The 18,209-nt window shown below is 62.5% G+C and carries 18 protein-coding genes; 12 read left to right on the forward strand and 6 right to left on the reverse strand.

What is annotated here, in order from left to right; all coding sequences use genetic code 11:
- Positions 1–89: 89 nt before the first annotated feature.
- Complete coding sequence (locus tag ASD52_RS15525; RefSeq protein WP_025426104.1) at positions 90–1,247, reverse strand: PA0069 family radical SAM protein; 1,158 nt, start codon at positions 1,245–1,247, stop codon at positions 90–92.
- A 199-nt stretch (positions 1,248–1,446) separates the two neighbouring features.
- Between ASD52_RS15525 and ASD52_RS15530 the strand changes: the two genes are divergently transcribed.
- Complete coding sequence (locus ASD52_RS15530; protein WP_025426105.1) at positions 1,447–1,974, forward strand: glycosyl transferase; 528 nt, start codon at positions 1,447–1,449, stop codon at positions 1,972–1,974.
- Positions 1,975–2,282: 308 nt separating this feature from the next.
- Here the strand turns inward: ASD52_RS15530 and moaB are convergent, their stop codons facing one another.
- From moaB to ASD52_RS15550, 4 genes are all read right to left on the reverse strand, one after another.
- Positions 2,283–2,825, reverse strand: a complete 543-nt coding sequence (gene moaB / locus ASD52_RS15535) for a molybdenum cofactor biosynthesis protein B (RefSeq protein WP_025426106.1) — start codon at positions 2,823–2,825, stop codon at positions 2,283–2,285.
- 1 nt (position 2,826) lies between these two features.
- Positions 2,827–3,738: a 4-(cytidine 5'-diphospho)-2-C-methyl-D-erythritol kinase gene (locus ASD52_RS15540; protein WP_025426107.1), complete on the reverse strand. Its 912-nt coding sequence runs from the start codon at positions 3,736–3,738 to the stop codon at positions 2,827–2,829.
- A gap of 7 nt (positions 3,739–3,745) precedes the next feature.
- The gene (locus ASD52_RS15545) at positions 3,746–5,578 is read right to left on the reverse strand and encodes a tetratricopeptide repeat protein (protein WP_025426108.1); all 1,833 of its coding nucleotides are present in this window, start codon (positions 5,576–5,578) and stop codon (positions 3,746–3,748) included.
- Positions 5,579–5,742: 164 nt separating this feature from the next.
- Positions 5,743–6,759: a polyprenyl synthetase family protein gene (locus ASD52_RS15550; RefSeq protein WP_025426109.1), complete on the reverse strand. Its 1,017-nt coding sequence runs from the start codon at positions 6,757–6,759 to the stop codon at positions 5,743–5,745.
- A gap of 108 nt (positions 6,760–6,867) precedes the next feature.
- Between ASD52_RS15550 and ASD52_RS15555 the strand changes: the two genes are divergently transcribed.
- From ASD52_RS15555 to ASD52_RS15580, 6 genes are all read left to right on the forward strand, one after another.
- On the forward strand, positions 6,868–7,089 hold the full coding sequence (locus tag ASD52_RS15555) for a DUF2007 domain-containing protein (protein WP_025426110.1): 222 nt from the start codon (positions 6,868–6,870) through the stop codon (positions 7,087–7,089).
- Between the two features lie 52 nt (positions 7,090–7,141).
- Positions 7,142–7,918: a methyltransferase gene (locus ASD52_RS15560; protein WP_025426111.1), complete on the forward strand. Its 777-nt coding sequence runs from the start codon at positions 7,142–7,144 to the stop codon at positions 7,916–7,918.
- A gap of 76 nt (positions 7,919–7,994) precedes the next feature.
- Positions 7,995–8,861, forward strand: coding sequence for a S49 family peptidase (locus tag ASD52_RS15565; protein WP_025426112.1), 867 nt, complete (start codon positions 7,995–7,997; stop codon positions 8,859–8,861).
- Positions 8,862–9,002: 141 nt separating this feature from the next.
- On the forward strand, positions 9,003–9,194 hold the full coding sequence (locus ASD52_RS15570) for a membrane protein (protein ID WP_025426113.1): 192 nt from the start codon (positions 9,003–9,005) through the stop codon (positions 9,192–9,194).
- Between the two features lie 110 nt (positions 9,195–9,304).
- Entirely contained in the window at positions 9,305–10,267 is a 963-nt protein-coding gene (locus ASD52_RS15575; protein ID WP_025426114.1) for a glycine--tRNA ligase subunit alpha, read from the forward strand.
- Positions 10,264–10,833, forward strand: coding sequence for an AAA family ATPase (locus ASD52_RS15580; RefSeq protein WP_025426115.1), 570 nt, complete (start codon positions 10,264–10,266; stop codon positions 10,831–10,833). The genes ASD52_RS15575 and ASD52_RS15580 overlap by 4 nt, the downstream gene beginning before the upstream one ends.
- An 87-nt stretch (positions 10,834–10,920) precedes the next feature.
- Here the strand turns inward: ASD52_RS15580 and ASD52_RS15585 are convergent, their stop codons facing one another.
- Positions 10,921–11,118, reverse strand: coding sequence for a hypothetical protein (locus ASD52_RS15585; protein ID WP_025426116.1), 198 nt, complete (start codon positions 11,116–11,118; stop codon positions 10,921–10,923).
- Between the two features lie 248 nt (positions 11,119–11,366).
- Here ASD52_RS15585 and ASD52_RS15590 point away from each other — a divergent pair, with 248 nt between their 5' ends.
- The 5 genes from ASD52_RS15590 to ASD52_RS15610 all read left to right on the forward strand — a co-directional run bounded on the left by ASD52_RS15590 (position 11,367) and on the right by ASD52_RS15610 (position 18,123).
- Complete coding sequence (locus tag ASD52_RS15590; protein WP_025426117.1) at positions 11,367–11,915, forward strand: LemA family protein; 549 nt, start codon at positions 11,367–11,369, stop codon at positions 11,913–11,915.
- 93 nt (positions 11,916–12,008) lie between these two features.
- Positions 12,009–13,277, forward strand: coding sequence for a 3-phosphoshikimate 1-carboxyvinyltransferase (gene aroA, locus ASD52_RS15595; protein ID WP_025426118.1), 1,269 nt, complete (start codon positions 12,009–12,011; stop codon positions 13,275–13,277).
- Between the two features lie 108 nt (positions 13,278–13,385).
- Positions 13,386–15,326, forward strand: coding sequence for a DUF2207 domain-containing protein (locus ASD52_RS15600; protein WP_025426119.1), 1,941 nt, complete (start codon positions 13,386–13,388; stop codon positions 15,324–15,326).
- Between the two features lie 113 nt (positions 15,327–15,439).
- Positions 15,440–17,605 carry a glycine--tRNA ligase subunit beta gene (gene glyS, locus ASD52_RS15605; protein ID WP_025426120.1) on the forward strand — a complete coding sequence of 722 codons (2,166 nt, stop codon included), beginning with the start codon at positions 15,440–15,442 and terminating at the stop codon, positions 17,603–17,605.
- 14 nt (positions 17,606–17,619) lie between these two features.
- On the forward strand, positions 17,620–18,123 hold the full coding sequence (locus ASD52_RS15610; RefSeq protein ID WP_025426121.1) for a DUF523 domain-containing protein: 504 nt from the start codon (positions 17,620–17,622) through the stop codon (positions 18,121–18,123).
- Positions 18,124–18,209 lie beyond the last annotated feature (86 nt).

Raw genomic sequence — 18,209 nt, forward strand, 5'->3', positions numbered from 1 at the left:
CGATTTAGACGGAATCGCGGAACGCTCTATCTCCTTGTTTTTACGCATTTCCTGACGGAAAACCGCTTCGCACTTTTCCTGGAAATGCTCTAGAGCAGCGATAGCTGGACGCCGGTTCCGAGTGGCGGCACGAAAATGTCGTCGCGCAACTGTCGACGATTGAGGTTGAGACCGAGGCGTTTGGCCGCAAGTTCAAACCGGCGGCCGATCTGCCAGGCATAGGGACCGGCGCCCTTCATGCGCTTGCCGAACTCGGCGTCATAATCCTTGCCGCCACGCATCGAGCGGATAAGCGACATGACGTGCCGATAGCGGTCCGGATAGTTCCGCAGCAGCCAGTCGCGAAAGAGCGGGCTGACCTCCAGCGGCAGGCGCAGCAGCACATAGGTCGCTTCCAGCGCTCCTGCCGATCGGGAGGCTTCCAAAACCCGTTCGATCTCATGATCGTTGAGGGCCGGGATGATCGGCGACACCAGCACGCCGGTCGGAATGCCGGCTTCGGTGAGGGCGCGCATCGCTTCCAGTCGTTTGGAAGGGGTCGAAGCACGTGGCTCCATCGTACGCGCCAGCTTTCGGTCGAGCGTCGTCACCGAAATGCCGACCCGTGCAAGTCCCTTTTCTGCCATCGGTGCAAGCAGATCGATGTCGCGCGTCACCATCGCCGACTTCGTCACGATCATGACAGGATGGTTGGCGGCCTGCAGCACTTCGAGGATCTGGCGCATGATCCGCCATTCCTTCTCAATCGGCTGGTAGGGATCGGTGTTGGTGCCGATCGCAATCGGCCTCACCTTGTAGTCCGTGCGGGCGAGCTCGCGCTCCAGCAGGCGTGGGGCGTCGGGCTTGGCAAAGAGCTTCGCCTCGAAATCGAGGCCGGCCGAAAGCCCCATATAGGCATGTGTCGGACGGGCAAAACAATAAATGCATCCATGCTCGCAGCCGCGATAAGGGTTGATCGAGCGATCGAAGGAAATGTCGGGAGAATCGTTGCGGCTGATCACCGAGCGCGGCTTTTCCACCTGCACCTCGGTCTTGAAGGGAGGCAGGTCCTCAAGGCTCTCCCAACCGTCGTCGAAGACCTCGCGCGCCTGCGGCTCAAAGCGGCCCGACATGTTCAGTCCGGCACCCCGCCCGCGGCGACGGTCATTCTCGATCCTGAGACCGGTCCCGCTCATCAATGCTTCGGCAACCTCTGCCGTGTTGGCGGGTGCAAGCGCACCCTGCCTGATCTGAGACAGCTCTTTCATCGGAATCTCCGAGGGATCACCCGTTTGATCCCGTTTTGTTCTGATTATTTTCCTATCGCGAAAACAAGAACAATTCAAGAACAAAAATCGCGCGTGCTGAAACGAGAGCGACCGGCATGACTTGGCGATCGGACAAATCGCGGGCGCGGTCATGCCACGCGGATGTAGCATTTTACGCTGCAATGCGGTAGGAACAGCTATGCTGACGATCATCATGGAAACACGTGACAACGAGGCGGAACTGGCACAGACGCTGTCCGTGCTCGTGGCAGGCGCCGTCGAAGGTTTGGTCAGCGATGTCATCATCCTCGATCATGGCTCGAAGGACGGGTCGGTGCGCGTGGCAGATGCCGCCGGCTGCCGTTTCTGCGTCGATTGGGATCTGGGCGAAATCGTGCGCTCCGCGCGCGGCGAGTGGCTGATGCTGCTTGAGCCCGGTGCTCGGCCGATAGGGCGCTGGGTGGATGAGCTCGTCGAGTATGTGTCGCTTCACAAGGGGCCGGCCCGTTTCTCGCCATCGCGAATGCACCGCAAGCCGTTGCTGCATCGTCTCGCGCGGCGCGTAAAGCCGCTGGAGGCGGGCTTCCTCGTGCACAAGCGCGACGCCTTGGCGATCGCGCGCGGGAAGATGCCGCTGGGCGAAATGACGAATATCCGCGCCGTTCGAAAGCTTGCGACGGAGCTTGTCCCCGCCTGGGTCGCCGTTGACAGCAGGCAGAGCGCCTAGAGTAAATTCGCTCCAACAAAAAAGGTGCCTGTCCTGCGGACGGCACCTCCAAGCGGCTACCAAATTTCCTTGCTAGCAAAGTCTTGTCCGAGCGACCGGGCGAGCCGCGCGTCGTATGTTTTTGTTCCCATCGCTTGGGGGGACATCGGCGATGGGCCGTCTTTGCTCCGGTCGAAGGATTTGCTCGGATCTCGTTGCGATCCCTCAATGCGAGCTGACGTTGGAAGCTGTAGCAGGCGGTTGCGGGTTTCGCAGTTCCCCAGGGAACAGGCTTGTCTCGCGGCACAATTGGGTCGCCGATTGAGGCGTCAGCCCCGTTTCAGATGCTCGTCGAGCCGCGGCATGATCTCGACGAAGTTGCACGGCATGTGCCGGTAGTCGAGTTGTTGCTTGAGAATGCCGTCCCAGGCATCCTTGCAGGCCCCGGGGGACCCCGGCAGGACGAAGATGAAGGTGGCGTTGGCGACACCGCCTGTCGCGCGCGACTGAATCGTCGAGGTGCCGATCTTCTCGTAGGAAATCCGGTGAAAAACTTCGGAGAAGCCATCCATGCGTTTCTCGAACAGCGGTTCGAGCGCCTCCGGCGTGACGTCGCGGCCGGTGAAGCCTGTTCCGCCGGTGGTGATCACCACGTCGATTGTCTCGTCGAGCGTCCAGGCCTCCACCTGATCGCGGATCCTTTGCCGATCGTCCGGCACGATTGCGCGTGCCTCCAGACGATGACCGGCGTCGCGCACCCGCGCCTCAAGCGTGTCGCCGGATTTGTCGTCGGCCAGCGTGCGCGTGTCGGACACTGTCAGTATGGCGATGCCGACGGGGACGAAAGGGCGATTGTCATTGATCCCGGCCATTCTATTTCCCTCTGCCCACGGTTCTGCCGGCGAGAACGTACCATTCAGGATGGGCGGCAGAAAGAGTGTAGGCGGCGCGCTGCGCGCTTTCGTCGCTGTCGAACAGGCCGAAGCAGGTGGCGCCTGAACCGGACATCCGCACCAGCGCGGCTCCGGTTGTTGCCAGCGCGCCGGAGACGTCGGCGATTACCGGCTGCAGCCGGCGCGCCGGCGGCTCCAGGTCGTTGCGCATCGCCGCCATGGCCGAAAGCCAGGCCGCAGGGGAGCCGAGGCCATCCGGGATCACAAGCGGTGGGTTGTTCTTCTTTTCCAGCGTCCGGAAGATCACCGGCGTCGAGACCGCGACCAGAGGATTGACCAGCACGATCGGGAAGGAGGGAAGCTCAATGGCAGGGGTGATCTCTTCGCCGATGCCACTGGCAATAAGCGACCTGCCGTCTAGGCACATTGGCACGTCGGCGCCGAGTTTCAGCGCCAAGGCGGCGAGCAACGCCGGTTCGATGCCGGTCTTCCAGAGGTCGAGAAGGCCGCGAAGCGTTGCGGCCGCATCGGCGGACCCGCCGCCGATGCCCGAGGCGATGGGCAGGTTCTTTTCGAGATGAATGTGGACCGGGCCGGTGTCGACGCCCTGCGATGCCAGAGCCTGGCGCAGCAGGTCCCGCGCCTTGAGCACGAGATTGCCATCCTGGTCGTCACCCGTCGTCGACAATTCGGCGGCGAATGGCCCGGACAGAGTGAAACGGTCCTGCTCCGACGGAGTCAGGCCGATCCGGTCGCCGCGATCGGCAAAGGTGACGAGACTTTCGAGAAGATGGTGGCCGTCGGCCCGTTGGCCGACGACATGCAGTGCCAGGTTGATCTTGGCGGGCGCCGCCCGTGTCAGCGCGAAGCCCGCAATCTCGCCTTGAAGCATGCTGTGATCAGGACTTCTTGTCCGGCGCAGGCGCCTCCGGGGTGACCTTCTTCGGCGCTGTTTCCTTGGCGTCGGCAGAGGCCGGAACCACTTCCTTAAGCGCCGGCAGGCCGTTTTCGATCTTGGCCTTGATCTTCGGGATCTCTTCCTCTTCGGGCTTCAGCTCAAGCGTCTGGGTCCATTGGAACACGGCTTCCAGCTTGCGGCCGACGCGCCAATAGGCATCGCCGAGATGGTCGTTGATGGTCGGGTCGCCGGCCATCAGCTCGGCTGCCTTTTCAAGCTCGACCACCGCATCGTCGAAGCGGTTCATGCGGAAATAGGCCCAGCCGAGCGAATCGACGATGTAGCCGTCGTCCGGCTTCAACTCGACCGCCTTGCGGATCATGTCGAGCCCTTGTTCCAGATTGATGTTCATGTCGACCCAGGAATAGCCGAGATAATTCAGCACCTGCGGCTGATCCGGGTTGAGTTCCAGGGCCTTGCGGAAGCTCGGCTCGGCCTTGTCCCAGAGTTTCTGGCGCTCATAGGCGATGCCGCGCTGGAAGAACACGGTCCAGTCGCTGCGCTTCGGCACAGGGCCGATCGCGTCGACGGCGCGGTCGTAAAGCTCGCCCATCTCCTTGTAGTCCTTGGCATCGGAAAGCACGCTGCCATAGGCGAGATAGTTGCGGATATTCTTCGGGTCGACGTCGATCAGCGCCTTCAAGTGCTTCTTGGCTTCATCCACCTTGCCGATGCTGGCAAGGCTGAGGCCAAGCTGCAGCTCGGACAGGCGGCGCATCGGCGAAGCCTCGGGCACGCTCTGGTAAAGCTCGATCGCTTCCTTCGGCTTTTTCAGGTTCTCGGCGATGCCGGCAAGCATCACGAGAATGTCGGCGCTGTCAGGGTCGAGACGACGCGCCGTCTGCAGATAGAGCGAGACGATGTCTTCGGCGCCTTCACGGTTGAGCGCGCCGCCGATGGAAAACAGCACGGCTGCCGCACCCTGCGATGCGTTCTTAACCTGCTGCTCCTGGGGTAGGCCGGTCTCGATGTTTTTCCGAAGTGCCTCGAGCGGGGTGTAGTTGTTGACCATGTTCTCGCCGACGGCGACCGTGTCGAGCGCCTTCTGTTTGTTGCCTTCGCGCGCCTCGAAGCGCGCCAATGCCTCGACCGCCCGCATGAACGTGTCAGGCGCAGCACTGCCGCCTTCGCGATCGAGGATCGCGTCGTTGAGCTTGGCGCGAGCGGTGGCCTTGTCACCGGAAGCGATGGCGATCGCGCCGGCATGATAATTCTTGAATACGCGGAACCAGTCCGGTCCTTCGAGACCGTTGACCTGCGCCAGCGCCTCTTTGGGCTTGCCCTGGCCGAATTTGGCCCAGGCCGAAAGCAGGCCGTTCATCAGCCGGTCGAGGTCGTTCGGGCCCTCATAGTTCAAGAGCTTCTGCGCGTTGCGGTATTCGCGCTTGCGGATCGCCTCGATCGCACGGATGACGGTGGTGATGCGCTCGACAGCGGGATCGGATTTCAACTGCTCGGCGATCTTGGCGCCATCGTCGAACTTGCCGGCCATCAGCAGGGTGATCATCAGCCGCTGCTTGACTTCGTTGTTGTTCGGCTCGAACTGCAGGGCGATGCGGTAAAGCTCGTTGGCTGCGGCAAAGTCACGGTCCGTGTCGGCCGTGCGGGCAGCCAGGAACGCACCTGCAAAGGTGTTGACGGACGTGATGTCGAAAGGCTCGGTCTCTTCGACGGCGGCCTTTTCCTCGGCGAAAGCCTGGTAGCTGCCGCTGACCGAGGCAAGAGCCATCAGTGCAGCGCCGCTGAGAAGGCGGAGGATCGTCTTTTGCCGCATGTCAAACCTTTCATTGCCGATCTCTCGGCCTTGCGCACGACTGAGGGTTGTTTTGGAATCAGCCACGTGTTGCCTGGCACAACTCTTGAGGAACAGAATGGCTTTTTTGGCGCAACGCGGCAAGAAATTCCTCTTGGATGTCCAGGTTCGGCCGGGCGCGCGCGTCAGCTGACCCGGTCGATGCAGAAGTCGATGACCTCGACCAGCGCCGATTTCCACGGCGAAACCGGGAGCGGTGCCAAGGCATCGCGCGCGATCGTGCCATAGTGCTGGGCACGGGCGATGGTATCGCTTAAGCCCCCATATCGCTTGATCAGGCCGAGCGCCTTTTCAAGGTTGGCATCGCTGCTGTCGCCGCCTTCGATCGCCTGACGCCAGAAGGCGCGGTCCTCCGGTGTGCCGCGACGATAGGACAGGATCACCGGAAGGGTGATCTTGCCTTCGCGGAAATCGTCGCCGACATTCTTGCCGAGATCGCTGGCAGAACCGCCATAGTCGAGCACGTCGTCGACGAGCTGGAAGGCGAGGCCGAGATTCATGCCGTAGGATTTGAGCGCATTGCGGTCGGATTTGCTGGTCTGGGCGACGATCGGCCCGACTTCTGCGGCCGCGGCGAACAGCGCTGCGGTCTTGGCGCGGATGACCTGGAGATAGTCGTCCTCGGTCGTCTCCATGTTCTTGGCGACGGAAAGCTGCAGCACCTCGCCCTCGGCGATCACCGACGCAGCGGTCGACAGCACGTCGAGCGCATCGAGCGAGCCGACATCGACCATCATGCGGAAGGCCTGGCCGAGCAGGAAGTCGCCGACGAGCACGCTTGCCTGGTTGCCCCAGATCGTCCGAGCGGTGGATTTGCCGCGGCGCAGGTCGCTTTCGTCCACGACATCGTCATGCAGCAGCGTTGCCGTATGCATGAACTCGACGCTGGTGGCGAGCTTGACGTGAGCGTCGCCCTCGTAACCGAACATCGCGGCGGAGGCGAGCGTCAGCATCGGTCGCAGGCGCTTTCCACCGGAGGAAATCAGGTGGTTGGCGACCTCAGGAATCATCTGGACGTCGGACCCGGCCCTCGACAGGATGAGCTGGTTGACGCGTTCCATGTCGGGAGACGTCAAGTCAACGAGCGGTTTCACGGACGCCAGTTTGTTTTTGCTGTCTTCCAGCGGTATCACTACGCCCAACACCGGGACTCCTGTTTTCATTGTCGCTTTCGACAATAGGAAGGGGGGGCACGTGCGGCAAGAGGCGAATTGTCCCGCTTGCTGAAATAGGACAGGAAAAACCGCTGGATGAAGGAATTGATCCGCACCAACGACGTCGTTCTGCTCTCTTTTGCCGAGAGCTTGATGAAGGACGCCGGTATCAACAGCCTGATCGCCGATCAGGGCATGAGCATTCTGGAGGGATCGCTGGGCCTGCTGCCGCGCCGTTTCCTCGTGCCGGACGACGATGCCGATGCCGCGCGCCGCATCCTCGTCGAAGCGGGGTTGGAAGCGGAGTTGCGGGCATGATCAGCGGTTCGTCGGCGCCTATGTGTGACGATCGGCCATGAGCGAAGGACCTATGACGCTTGTCGAGTCTGAGACGGTCGATGCATTCCACCGCGGCAGGTTCCATGTCGTGCAGCCGCTGGGGCAGGGACATCGCTCCGGCATGGATGCGATGTTGCTCGCTTCGCTGGTTGCTTCTGACCGCGCCTGCCGTGTGGCCGACCTTGGCGCCGGAGCGGGTGCGGCCGGCATGGCGGTCGCCTCGCGGCTCGATCTGGCCGAGGTCGTGCTGGTGGAGCGTTCGCCGACCATGGCGGCGTTTGCACGCCGAAGCCTCGCGCTTCCCGAAAACGGGCGTTTCGCCGAGCGGGTGTCGGTGATCGAGGCGGACGTTGCGCTTACCGGCAGGGCGCGCCGTGCCGCCGGCTTGCCCGACGATGCCTTCGATCACGTGATCATGAACCCCCCTTTCAACGATGCTTCCGACCGCCGCACGCCGGACAGCCTCAAGGCAGAGGCGCATGCGATGAGCGACGGCCTGTTCGAGATCTGGATCAAGACGGCGGGTGCGATCATGAAGCCGGGCGGACAATTGTCGCTGATCGCCCGGCCGGAATCGATCGCGGATATCATTGCCGCCTGTGGCCGCCGCTTCGGCGGTATCGAGATTACGCCGCTGCATCCGCGCACCGGCGAGAATGCCGTGCGCATCCTCGTGACCGCGATCAAGCAGAGCCGCAAGCGGCTGGTGCTGCGAGCGCCGCTGATGGTGCACGAGGAGGGCGCCCATCGCTTTGCCGGCGATGTCGACGATCTCAACAACGGACGCGCTGCCTATCGGCGCCGTTGATTTACCGTATCCGGCATTGCGTTTGGACGACCAGTGCATACATGCAGGAACAAGTGTTCGTATTGCAGGAGTTGAAATGGCCGGGTTCTTCAAAAGGCTGATGCCGAGGCGTTTTCGGCGGGATGGCATTGCCATCCCCGTCGTGCGGCTTCACGGCGCAATCATGGCCGGTGGTGGCCAGTTTCGTCCGGCACTCAATCTGGCCTCAGTCGCGCCGCTGCTGGAGAAGGCCTTCGCGGTGAAGGAGGCTCCGGCCGTTGCGATTTCGATCAACTCTCCCGGCGGTTCGCCGGTGCAGTCGCGACTGATCTACCAGCGCATCCGCGATCTCGCCCAGGAAAAGAAGAAGCGCGTGCTCGTCTTCGTCGAGGACGTGGCCGCTTCCGGCGGTTACATGATCGCGCTTGCCGGCGACGAGATCATCGCCGATCCGACGTCGATCGTCGGTTCCATCGGTGTCGTCTCCGGCGGCTTCGGCTTTCCGGAACTGTTGAAGAAGATCGGTGTCGAGCGGCGCGTCTATACCGCCGGCGAGAACAAGGTCATGCTCGACCCGTTCCAGCCAGAGAAAGAACGCGACATCGAGTTCCTGAAGAGCCTGCAGCTCGATATCCACGACACCTTCATCCAGATGGTGAAGGCCCGCCGCGGACAGCTGCTGGCCGACCATCCCGACGTTTTTTCCGGGCTTTTCTGGACTGGGCGGCGCGGATTGGAACTGGGTCTGATCGACGGCCTCGGCGATCTGCGCGGCGAGGTGAAGAAGCGCTATGGCGAGAAGGCGCGGCTCGAACTGATCCAGCCGGCGCGCAGCCTTTTCGGGCGGCGCCAGACCGGCGCATCGATTGCCGGCGATATCGCTGCACCGATCGCGGCTTCTGCGATGGCGGGTCTTGCCGAAGCAGTAGAGGAAAGGGCATTGTGGGCGCGTTTCGGGCTTTGAGCCGCGACCGGTGCGACGAGCCTACAGCGCCGCGCGTCTTATTAGACGCGCAAATGTCGCTGTAGCACTTTGAATGGCTGCATATTTTTATCCTTAAATCGACTTCGATTTAAGGATAAAAATATGCAGTAGGGAGGAAAGATGCCGCAGCTTATCCTGCTCCTGATCGCAGGCTTCGTTCTATGGATCGGCTACCGCAAGTTCATTGCGGATGCCCAGAAGCTGACGCGTCAGCGCGACCAGACGCGCCGCGAGCAGCAGACCGGCGCGAGCGGAACCCTCGTCAAGGATCCCGAGACCGGCGAATACCGGCTCAAGCGCGAAGACGACTGAGATTTTTCGTGCACCTTTGCGTGCACGGAGAGCCGCCTCAGCGCTTGACCCCTGTCGCCCGGCGTGGCACCTGTCCGGCTCTCATTTCGTGAAGAATTCGGACGTTCCCCATGACCACCGCCTCGCTGCCCGACCACATGAACCCCAAGCGCTCGTTCCAGGCTCTGATCCTGACGCTGCACAACTATTGGGCCGACAAGGGTTGCGCGGTGCTGCAGCCCTACGACATGGAAGTCGGTGCCGGTACGTTTCATCCGGCAACGACGCTGCGTGCGCTCGGTCCCCGTCCGTGGCGCGCAGCCTATGTCCAGCCGTCCCGTCGCCCGACCGACGGCCGCTATGGCGAGAACCCGAACCGTCTTCAGCACTATTATCAATATCAGGTGATCCTGAAGCCGAACCCGTCCAACCTGCAGGAGCTTTATCTTGGCTCGCTGGAGGCGATCGGCCTCGACCCGTTGCTGCACGATATCCGCTTCGTCGAGGACGACTGGGAAAGCCCGACGCTGGGCGCCTGGGGCCTTGGCTGGGAATGCTGGTGCGACGGCATGGAAGTGTCGCAGTTCACCTATTTCCAGCAGGTCTGCGGCATCGAATGCTCTCCGGTTGCTGGTGAACTGACCTACGGTCTCGAGCGTCTGGCGATGTATGTCCAGGGCGTCGACAACGTCTATGATCTGAACTTCAACGGCCGCGAAGGCGACGAGAAGATCAGCTATGGCGACGTGTTCCTGCAGGCGGAGCAGGAATATTCGCGGTACAACTTCGAATACGCCAACACCGCCATGCTGCATCAGCACTTCATCGATGCCGAGGTAGAGTGCCAGGCTCTGCTGGCGGCCGGCGCGCCGGGCAACGGCACAAACAACCACCTGCACAAGTGTGTCTTCCCCGCCTACGACCAGTGCATCAAGGCGAGCCACGTCTTCAACCTGCTCGATGCGCGCGGGGTGATTTCGGTCACCGAGCGGCAAAGCTACATTCTGCGCGTCCGCACATTGGCAAAGGCCTGTGGCGAGGCGTTCCTGCTGACCGATGCCGGCGGCGCGAACCTCAACCGGGACGCCGCTTGATCGCCGAGCCAGCCAGCCTCATCGTTCATATCAATGGCTGGCCGGGCACCGGAAAGCTGACCATCGCACGCCATCTCGCCGATCATCTCGGCGCGAGGCTTGCCGACAACCATACGCTGATCAATCCGGCCGAGGCACTGTTTACCAGGGGCACGCCGCTCTATTGGTCGCTGCGGGCGACGATCAGAACGGCGGTGCTCGACCATGTGCGCCAGGCCGATGCCGGTCAATCCTTCCTCTTCACCGATGCGCTGTCGGATGACGCATTCGACAGCCGGGCGTTCGAAGACTATGTGGCGCTGGCTAGCGAGCGCAGCGCCCGTTTCGTCGCGGTCGTTCTCGACTGTTCGATAGAGGAAAACCTGAAGCGGCTGACGCGCGCCGGCCGCTCCAAGGTCCACAAACTGACCGATCCGCAGGTGCTGATCGATCTCAGAGGCCGGCACGCTCTGTTGAAAGGAAAATGCGACCAGCTCATCGAGCTCGACGTCACCAATCTCGGCGCAGATGAAGCTGCCGACGCGATTGCGACGCGGATAGCTCGAGGCTACTGCATGTTTCCTTAAATCCTATTCGATTTAAGGATAAAAACATGCAGCCATTCAAAGTGCTGCAGCGTCGCGCGTCTAATAAGACGCGCGACGCTGTAGATCTCAGATCGTGTCGCTGGCGTCGACGCTGATCTTCCAGACGGGCTTCAGCGTGGGGTAGGTGCCGGTGTAAACCTGACCGGAGTAGGTCTGCAGCGCCCGGCGGACACCAGTCGGTCTTTCGGCCGAACCGACGCTCGCATAGGCAACGAAGAGCGCCGAAAAGGCGATCACGTTGATGAGGGTTGCGAGCGTTTTCATGGTCTTCACTTCGTATCCGGGGTTGTTCGATGGCGCGACTATCGCCCATCGTCCGGATCCCTGCGGTTCCCGATGGAACAGGAATCGAGGTGTTTTGGTCTGGGGATAGGCCGTAGCGGTGAACAGTGTGTTCAGCGCCTTCGGCTTGCATTTGGGGAGGAGTGCGTTTCTCCGCCCGAATGCTGCAGAAAGGTCTTTGAAGCTGGAAAGCCGGTGCTAATCTCTGCCGAGTTTTTTGGAGGTATCCCATGATTGGTCTGGCCATCGGCGTCGCCGTGATCCTGTATCTCGTTTTCGTCTACAACGGCCTCGTCAAGGCACGGCAGATCGCCGAGGAAGCCTGGTCGGGTATCGACGTGCAGCTCAAGCGACGCGCCGACCTCATCCCCAACCTGATCGAGACGGTTAAAGGATACGCAGCGCACGAGAAGTCGACGCTCGAAGAGGTGATCGCGATGCGCAATCGCGCTCAGGCCGTTCCAGCAGGTGATGTCGAGGGGCGGGCAGCCGCTGAAGGCGCCCTGTCGCAAGCGCTCGGCAAGCTCTTTGCCCTCGCCGAAGCCTATCCGGATCTCAAGGCCAACGAGAACTTCGCGGAACTGCAGCGCTCGCTGGAGACGATCGAGGGCGAGATCCAGATGTCGCGCCGCTACTACAACGGAGCGGCACGCGACTTGAACGTCAAGGTCGAGAGCTTCCCGTCGAACCTCATCGCCAACGCCTTCCGCTTCGTGAAGGCCGGCTATTTCGAGATCGCCAACGAGGCGGATCGCGCGGTGCCGCAAGTCAAATTCTGATCGGGGACGTTACCCGATTACGCCACCTGCTGATAAGAGACACGCCTGCCGAGGCCGACAGCCTCGGCGCTACTTGCATAAAGAGACCCGAGCATGAGTGATACCGTGAAGAAGCTGACCATCCTGCCGACCGACCACCCCCTGCGCGGCCACGTTCGCCCGCCGGGTTCGAAGTCGATCACCAATCGGGCGCTGCTTCTCGCGGGTCTGGCCAAGGGCACGAGCCGGCTGACGGGTGCGCTGAAGAGCGACGACACGCGCTATATGGCCGATGCCTTGCGGGCGATGGGCGTTGAGGTCAGCGAACCGGACGACACGACATTCGTCGTTACCGGAACCGGCCGGCTTGCGTCGCCGTCCGCGCCCCTGTTCCTCGGCAATGCGGGAACTGCGACGCGCTTCCTGACAGCCGCCGCCGCTCTGGTCGACGGCCCGGTTGTCGTCGATGGTGACCAGCACATGCGCAAGCGGCCGATCAAGCCGCTCGTCGACGCGCTTCGCACGCTCGGCGTCGAGGTGACGTCCGAAACCGGATGCCCGCCGGTCACCGTCAATGGCAAGGGCGGCTTTCCCGCCGGACGGATCGAAATCGACGCTGGCCTTTCCAGCCAATACGTATCGGCTCTGCTGATGGCTGCCCCTGGCGCCAAGGGCCCTGTCCGCATCGAGCTTGCCGGCGACGAAATCGGCGCGCGCGGCTACATCGATCTGACGGTTGCGGCGATGCGTGCGTTCGGCGCCGAGGTCGAGCAGTTGAGCCCATCCATCTGGCAGGTCGCGCCGACGGGCTATCGCGCCGCCGACTTCGTGATCGAGCCTGACGCGTCGGCCGCGACCTATCTCTGGGCCGCGGAAGTATTGACCGGAGGGGCCATCGATCTCGGCGTTCCTGCCTCGGTGTTCTCGCAGCCTGACGCACGCGCCCACGCCGTCATTTCCAGCTTCCCGCATCTTCCCGCCGTCATCGACGGATCGCAGATGCAGGACGCGATACCGACGATCGCCGTTCTTGCCGCCTTCAACGAGACGCCCGTGCGCTTCGTCGGGCTCACCAATCTGCGCGTGAAGGAATGCGACCGTGTCCGTGCCTTGTCGCTCGGCCTGACCGCGATCCGTCCGGGGCTTGCCCACGAAGAGGGCGACGATCTCATCGTCTCCTCCGATCCGGCGCTCGCCGGCCAGACATTGCCGGCGTCGATCGACACCTTTGCCGACCATCGCATCGCCATGAGCTTCGCCCTTGCCGGGCTCAAGATCCACGGCATTGCCATCGAGGACCCCGGCTGCGTCGCCAAGACCTATCCTGCCTATTGGGATGCGCTTGCATCGCTTGGCGTTACCTTCACCGGTGATCGTCCTTGATCTCGCGCCTCAAAGCTTTTCCAGGAAGAGTGCGAAGCGGTTTTCCGCCATGAGACGCGAAAAACCATGAAACCGCTCCTCAAGATCGATCGAAAGGTCTGAGACCGCATGACCCGTTTCGTCGCCCTGCTTGGCATCTTCTTCTTCCTGCTGGCGACAGCGGGTGTCGGCCGGGCGGACGAGGTGTTTTCGTCCTATCATTCGGTGATCGATGTCGCCGAGAACGGAACGCTGACGGTCACCGAGACGATCACCGCCAATGTCGAGGGAAACCAGATCCGGCGGGGCATCTTTCGTGACCTGCCGCTGACCTTCACCGATGCCAAGGGCCGCCGCAGCAAGGTGGATTTCAAGCTGCTTTCGGTCGAACGCGACGGCGAGGAGGAGCCCTACCGCACCGAATCGATCTCGGGCGGCATCCGCATCTACACCGGCTCTGCCGAGGTCTTTCTGCCACACGGCGAGCATACGTTCCAGTTCACCTATGAGACCAGCCGGCAGATCCGCTTCTTCGACGATCATGACGAACTCTACTGGAACGTGACCGGCACCGAATGGGCGTTCCCGATCGACGAGGCGAGCGCAACCGTCAATCTGCCGGAAGGGGTGCGGCCCGAGGCACTCGACGTTTTCACCGGCGGTTATGGCGCAACCGGCAAGGACGCGCTGGCGTCGGAGGAAGGCAGCGAAATCTTCTTTGCAACCACCCGGCGGCTCGAGCCGAAGGAGGGTCTGACGATCGCGGTCAAGATGCCGAAGGGCAGCATCGACCAGCCGACCACGAGCCAGGAAAACACCTGGTGGCTGCGCGATCATATGGCGCTTGTCATTGCTGGAGCAGGTCTCGTGGTGGTGGCGCTCTACTATGGCCGCGCCTGGCTGAAGGTGGGCCGGGACCCGGCGCGCGGCGTGATGGTGCCGCGCTGGGACGCGCCTGAGGGCATTTCGCCGGCGCTTGTCAACTATATCGACAACAGGGGCTTTTCCGGCGAGGGGTGGACGGCTCTGTCGGCATCGGCGCTCAGCCTCGCGGTGAAGGGCCATGTCGTCCTTGAAGATCTGAAGAGCGCCATCATCATTGCCGCGACCGGCAAGGGCAGCAGCGAAAAGCTGCCGACCGGCGAGGCGAGCCTGATGAAGGCCGTCAATGCCGCCGGCGGCAAGTTGAAGATCGACAGGGCCAATGGCACGAAGGTGCAGGCGACGGGTGCCGACTTCCGCAATGCCATGGAGCGCGAGCACCGCGGCAAATACTATCTGGCCAACACCGGTTACATCATTGCCGGGGTGCTGCTTTCGGTTCTTGCGATCGCCGCGGTGTTCCTGTTCGGCGATTTGAGCGAGGACAGCATCCCGCTGGTGATCGTCCCCGTCTTCATCGCCTTTTTCGTTTCCATCTTCGCCGTTTCCTTCGGCAAATCCCTGCGGCGCGAAAAGAGCCTGATGAGCCGGATCATGTCGATCGTGGTGATCGCCTTCATCGGCTTCGTCGCCTTCACCATCTTTTCAAGCATCCTTGCGGTCGTCTTCTACTCCGCCTCCGAGACCGACGAGCTGCCGCTGCTGTTTGCGATCGGCGGCATCGTACTTGTCAACGTGCTGTTCTTCTTCCTGATGGGCGCGCCGACGCCGCTCGGTACCCGGATGATGGATGGCATCGACGGCCTCAGGCAATACATGACGCTTGCCGAGAAGGATCGGATGAATATGCAAGGTGCGCCCGAAATGTCGCCCCGGCATTTCGAGACCCTGTTGCCCTATGCCGTTGCGCTTGGGGTGGAAAAGCCGTGGACGCAAACCTTCGATCACTGGCTGCTGGCTGCCGCTGCCGGGCCAGCTGCCACTGCCGCCTACCAGCCTGCCTGGTACCATGGCGATGGCTTCGGATCGAGTTCGTTCGGGGATCGGATCGGCGGCTTTGCCGGCTCGATGGCCGACACCATGACCTCCTCCTTGCCGCCCCCGCCGAAATCCTCGTCGTCGGGCTTTTCCACGGGCGGCGGTTTTTCCGGCGGCGGTGGCGGCGGTGGCGGCGGCGGCGGCTGGTGATCGTACCGCGACCCTCCTGCCTCTAAATCAAATTCATCGTCGGGCTTGGTGACATTTTCGCCAGAGCTTGCTAAGTCGGCGCCAACCGTCCGGAACAGAAAAAGTCATCTCCCATGCCCGATCTTCTTATCGAACTCCGCTCCGAGGAAATTCCTGCCCGCTTGCAGCGCAAGGCGGCCGGCGACCTCAAGAAGCTGCTGACCGATGCGCTGGTGGAAGCGGGTTTGACCTATGAGGGTGCGCGTGAATACTGGACGCCACGCCGGCTGACGCTCGATATCCGCGGCCTCAATGCCCGTTCCGCCGATGTGCGCGAAGACCGCAAGGGTCCGCGTACCGACGCCAACGAAAAGGCGATCGAGGGCTTTCTGCGCGGTGCCGGCCTTTCTTCGATCAGCGAGGCCCATGTCCATAGCGATCCGAAGAAGGGTGATTTTTACGTCGCCCATATCGTCAAGCCGGGCCGTCCGGCCGAAGAGATCGTCGCTGAGGCGATGCCCGAGATCATCCGCAACTTTCCCTGGCCGAAGCCGATGCGCTCCGGGGCTGCCTCGGCCAAGCCGGGCGCTCTGCGCTGGGTCCGTCCGCTGCAGTCGATCGTCTGCACCTTCGGCTCGGAAACCGACGAAACCCATGTGATCCCCTTCGAGGTCGACGGCATCGTCGCCTCCAACGTCACCTACGGCCACCGCTTTCACGCGCCCGAAGCGATCACCGTGCGCCGCTTTGCCGACTATGCCGAGAAGCTGGAGCGGGCGAAGGTCGTGCTCGACGGCGAACGCCGCAAGCAGATGATCTCGGCTGACGCACATAATATCGCCTTTGCCAACGGCCTCGAACTCGTCGAGGACGAAGGCCTGCTCGAGGAGGTTTCCGGCCTCGTCGAATGGCCGCAGGTGCTGATGGGAAGCTTTGAAGAGAGCTATCTCGAAATCCCCTCGGAAATCATCCGCCTGACGATCAAGACCAACCAGAAGTGTTTCGTGACCCGCGCGCCGGGTGCGGAAACGCTCTCCAACAAGTTCATCCTCGTTTCCAACATCGAGGCGAAGGACGGCGGCAAGGAGATCGTTCACGGCAACGGCAAGGTCGTGCGCGCCCGCCTGTCGGACGCCGCCCACTTCTGGCACCGCGACCAGGGCAACCTGCCGGACCTGGAAACATTGAAGCCGTCGGCTGAAAAATTCGACCTCGATCTCCACAAGCCGCTCGACCAGCGCATGGCGAAACTCGATGCGCTGAACGTCACCTTCCATGCCAAGCTCGGCACACAGGGCGAACGTGTTGCCCGCATCCGTGCGCTTGCCGCCGAGCTTGCCAAGGTAACCGGCGCCGACGCCAAGTTGGTCGATCGTGCCGTGGTGCTGGCAAAGGCTGACCTGCGCACCGAAGCCGTCGGCGAGTTCCCCGAACTTCAGGGCATCATGGGTCGCAAATATGCGCTGCTCCAGGGCGAAGACGCTTCCGTCGCAACGGCAATCGAAGATCATTGGAAGCCGAATGGCCCCTCGGACCGCGCGCCGACCGATGCCGTCGCCGTGACCGTGGCGCTGGCCGACAAGCTCGACACGCTCGTCGGTTTCTGGGCGATCGACGAAAAGCCGACCGGCTCCAAGGATCCATACGCCCTGCGCCGCGCCGCGCTCGGCGTTATCCGCCTCATCCTTGAAGGCAAGGCGCGCCTGCCGCTCACGCCGTTCCTCGAGATCGCGCTGACCGCCCTGCGGGCGCAGAAGCCGGCGCTGACGAGCGATGTGTCGGCGGACCTGCTCTCCTTCTTCCACGATCGCCTCAAGGTCTATCTGCGCGATCTCGGCGCCCGTCACGACCTGATCGATGCGGTGCTGACGTCGGATGCGGACGATCTGCTGATGATCGCCCGTCGCGTCGAGGCGCTGACCGCCTTCATCACCGACGAAGAGGGCAAGAACCTGCTCGCCGGCACCAAGCGCGCGACGCAGATCCTCGCAGCCGAAGAGAAAAAAGGTACGGCCGTGGCCGACGCCGTCGACGCTGATCTCTTCCGTCTCGACGCCGAAAAGGCGCTGCACGCTGCGGTTCAGCTGGGCTCGGGCGAGGCACGCGAGGCGATCGTCAAGGAGGACTTCCGCTCCGCCATGCAGGCCCTGTCGAAGCTGCGCGAACCGGTCGACCAGTTCTTCAACGACGTTCTCGTCAATGACGATGACGTGTCGATTCGGGCAAACCGCCTGGCACTGCTCGGTCTCATCCGCTCGGCGACCGGCACGGTTGCCGATTTCTCCAAGATCGCGGGATGACGGGGGAGGTGTGCATGACGGCGAAGATCCTCGTCAGCGCCTGCCTCATGGGCCATGCCGTGCGCTACGATGGCGCGTCGAAGCCGCTCGTCCATCCGGCCATCGACCGCTGGCGCCTAGAGGGCCGGCTCGTCACCATCTGTCCCGAAATGTCGGCCGGCATGCCGGTGCCGCGTCCGCCGGCCGAGATCGCGTCCGGCATGTCCGGCACCAACGTGCTCGACGGCGGGGCAACCGTCGTCGAGAATACCGGCCGCGATATCACCGGTGAGTTTCTGGACGCCGCCGAGAATGCGCTGGCGCTCGCGCGCGAAACGGACTGTCGTTTCGCGCTGTTGATCGACGGCAGCCCGTCCTGCGGATCGGGTTTCGTCTACGACGGCACGTTTTCCGGCGCACGCCACGCGGGGCAGGGGGTTACGGCCGCGCTGCTCGCAAGGAACGGTATCGAGGTTTATTCCGACAGGGAGATTGAAGCCTTGGTCGAGCGGATCGATGGCCCACGCCAACCCAGATAACACGAGCCCAGATAAAAAGATTGCGCCCCTGCTTCTCTCAGGGGCGCAATCTCTCGCTGTTTCAGCGAATTGCCCGTCAGCCCTTG

The sequence above is a fragment of the Ensifer sp. Root142 genome, from assembly GCF_001426785.1.
In the GTDB taxonomy this organism is placed as follows: domain Bacteria; phylum Pseudomonadota; class Alphaproteobacteria; order Rhizobiales; family Rhizobiaceae; genus Ensifer; species Ensifer canadensis.

Coding starts and splice junctions, on each gene's coding strand:
- ASD52_RS15525 (WP_025426104.1), bottom strand. CDS start 1,247: ATGAAAGAGCTGTCTCAGATCAGGCAGGGTGCGCTTGCACCCGCCAAC.
- ASD52_RS15530 (WP_025426105.1), top strand. CDS start 1,447: ATGCTGACGATCATCATGGAAACACGTGACAACGAGGCGGAACTGGCA.
- moaB (WP_025426106.1), bottom strand. CDS start 2,825: ATGGCCGGGATCAATGACAATCGCCCTTTCGTCCCCGTCGGCATCGCC.
- ASD52_RS15540 (WP_025426107.1), bottom strand. CDS start 3,738: ATGCTTCAAGGCGAGATTGCGGGCTTCGCGCTGACACGGGCGGCGCCC.
- ASD52_RS15545 (WP_025426108.1), bottom strand. CDS start 5,578: ATGCGGCAAAAGACGATCCTCCGCCTTCTCAGCGGCGCTGCACTGATG.
- ASD52_RS15555 (WP_025426110.1), top strand. CDS start 6,868: ATGAAGGAATTGATCCGCACCAACGACGTCGTTCTGCTCTCTTTTGCC.
- ASD52_RS15560 (WP_025426111.1), top strand. CDS start 7,142: ATGACGCTTGTCGAGTCTGAGACGGTCGATGCATTCCACCGCGGCAGG.
- ASD52_RS15565 (WP_025426112.1), top strand. CDS start 7,995: ATGGCCGGGTTCTTCAAAAGGCTGATGCCGAGGCGTTTTCGGCGGGAT.
- ASD52_RS15570 (WP_025426113.1), top strand. CDS start 9,003: ATGCCGCAGCTTATCCTGCTCCTGATCGCAGGCTTCGTTCTATGGATC.
- ASD52_RS15575 (WP_025426114.1), top strand. CDS start 9,305: ATGACCACCGCCTCGCTGCCCGACCACATGAACCCCAAGCGCTCGTTC.
- ASD52_RS15585 (WP_025426116.1), bottom strand. CDS start 11,118: ATGAAAACGCTCGCAACCCTCATCAACGTGATCGCCTTTTCGGCGCTC.
- ASD52_RS15590 (WP_025426117.1), top strand. CDS start 11,367: ATGATTGGTCTGGCCATCGGCGTCGCCGTGATCCTGTATCTCGTTTTC.
- aroA (WP_025426118.1), top strand. CDS start 12,009: ATGAGTGATACCGTGAAGAAGCTGACCATCCTGCCGACCGACCACCCC.
- ASD52_RS15600 (WP_025426119.1), top strand. CDS start 13,386: ATGACCCGTTTCGTCGCCCTGCTTGGCATCTTCTTCTTCCTGCTGGCG.
- glyS (WP_025426120.1), top strand. CDS start 15,440: ATGCCCGATCTTCTTATCGAACTCCGCTCCGAGGAAATTCCTGCCCGC.
- ASD52_RS15610 (WP_025426121.1), top strand. CDS start 17,620: ATGACGGCGAAGATCCTCGTCAGCGCCTGCCTCATGGGCCATGCCGTG.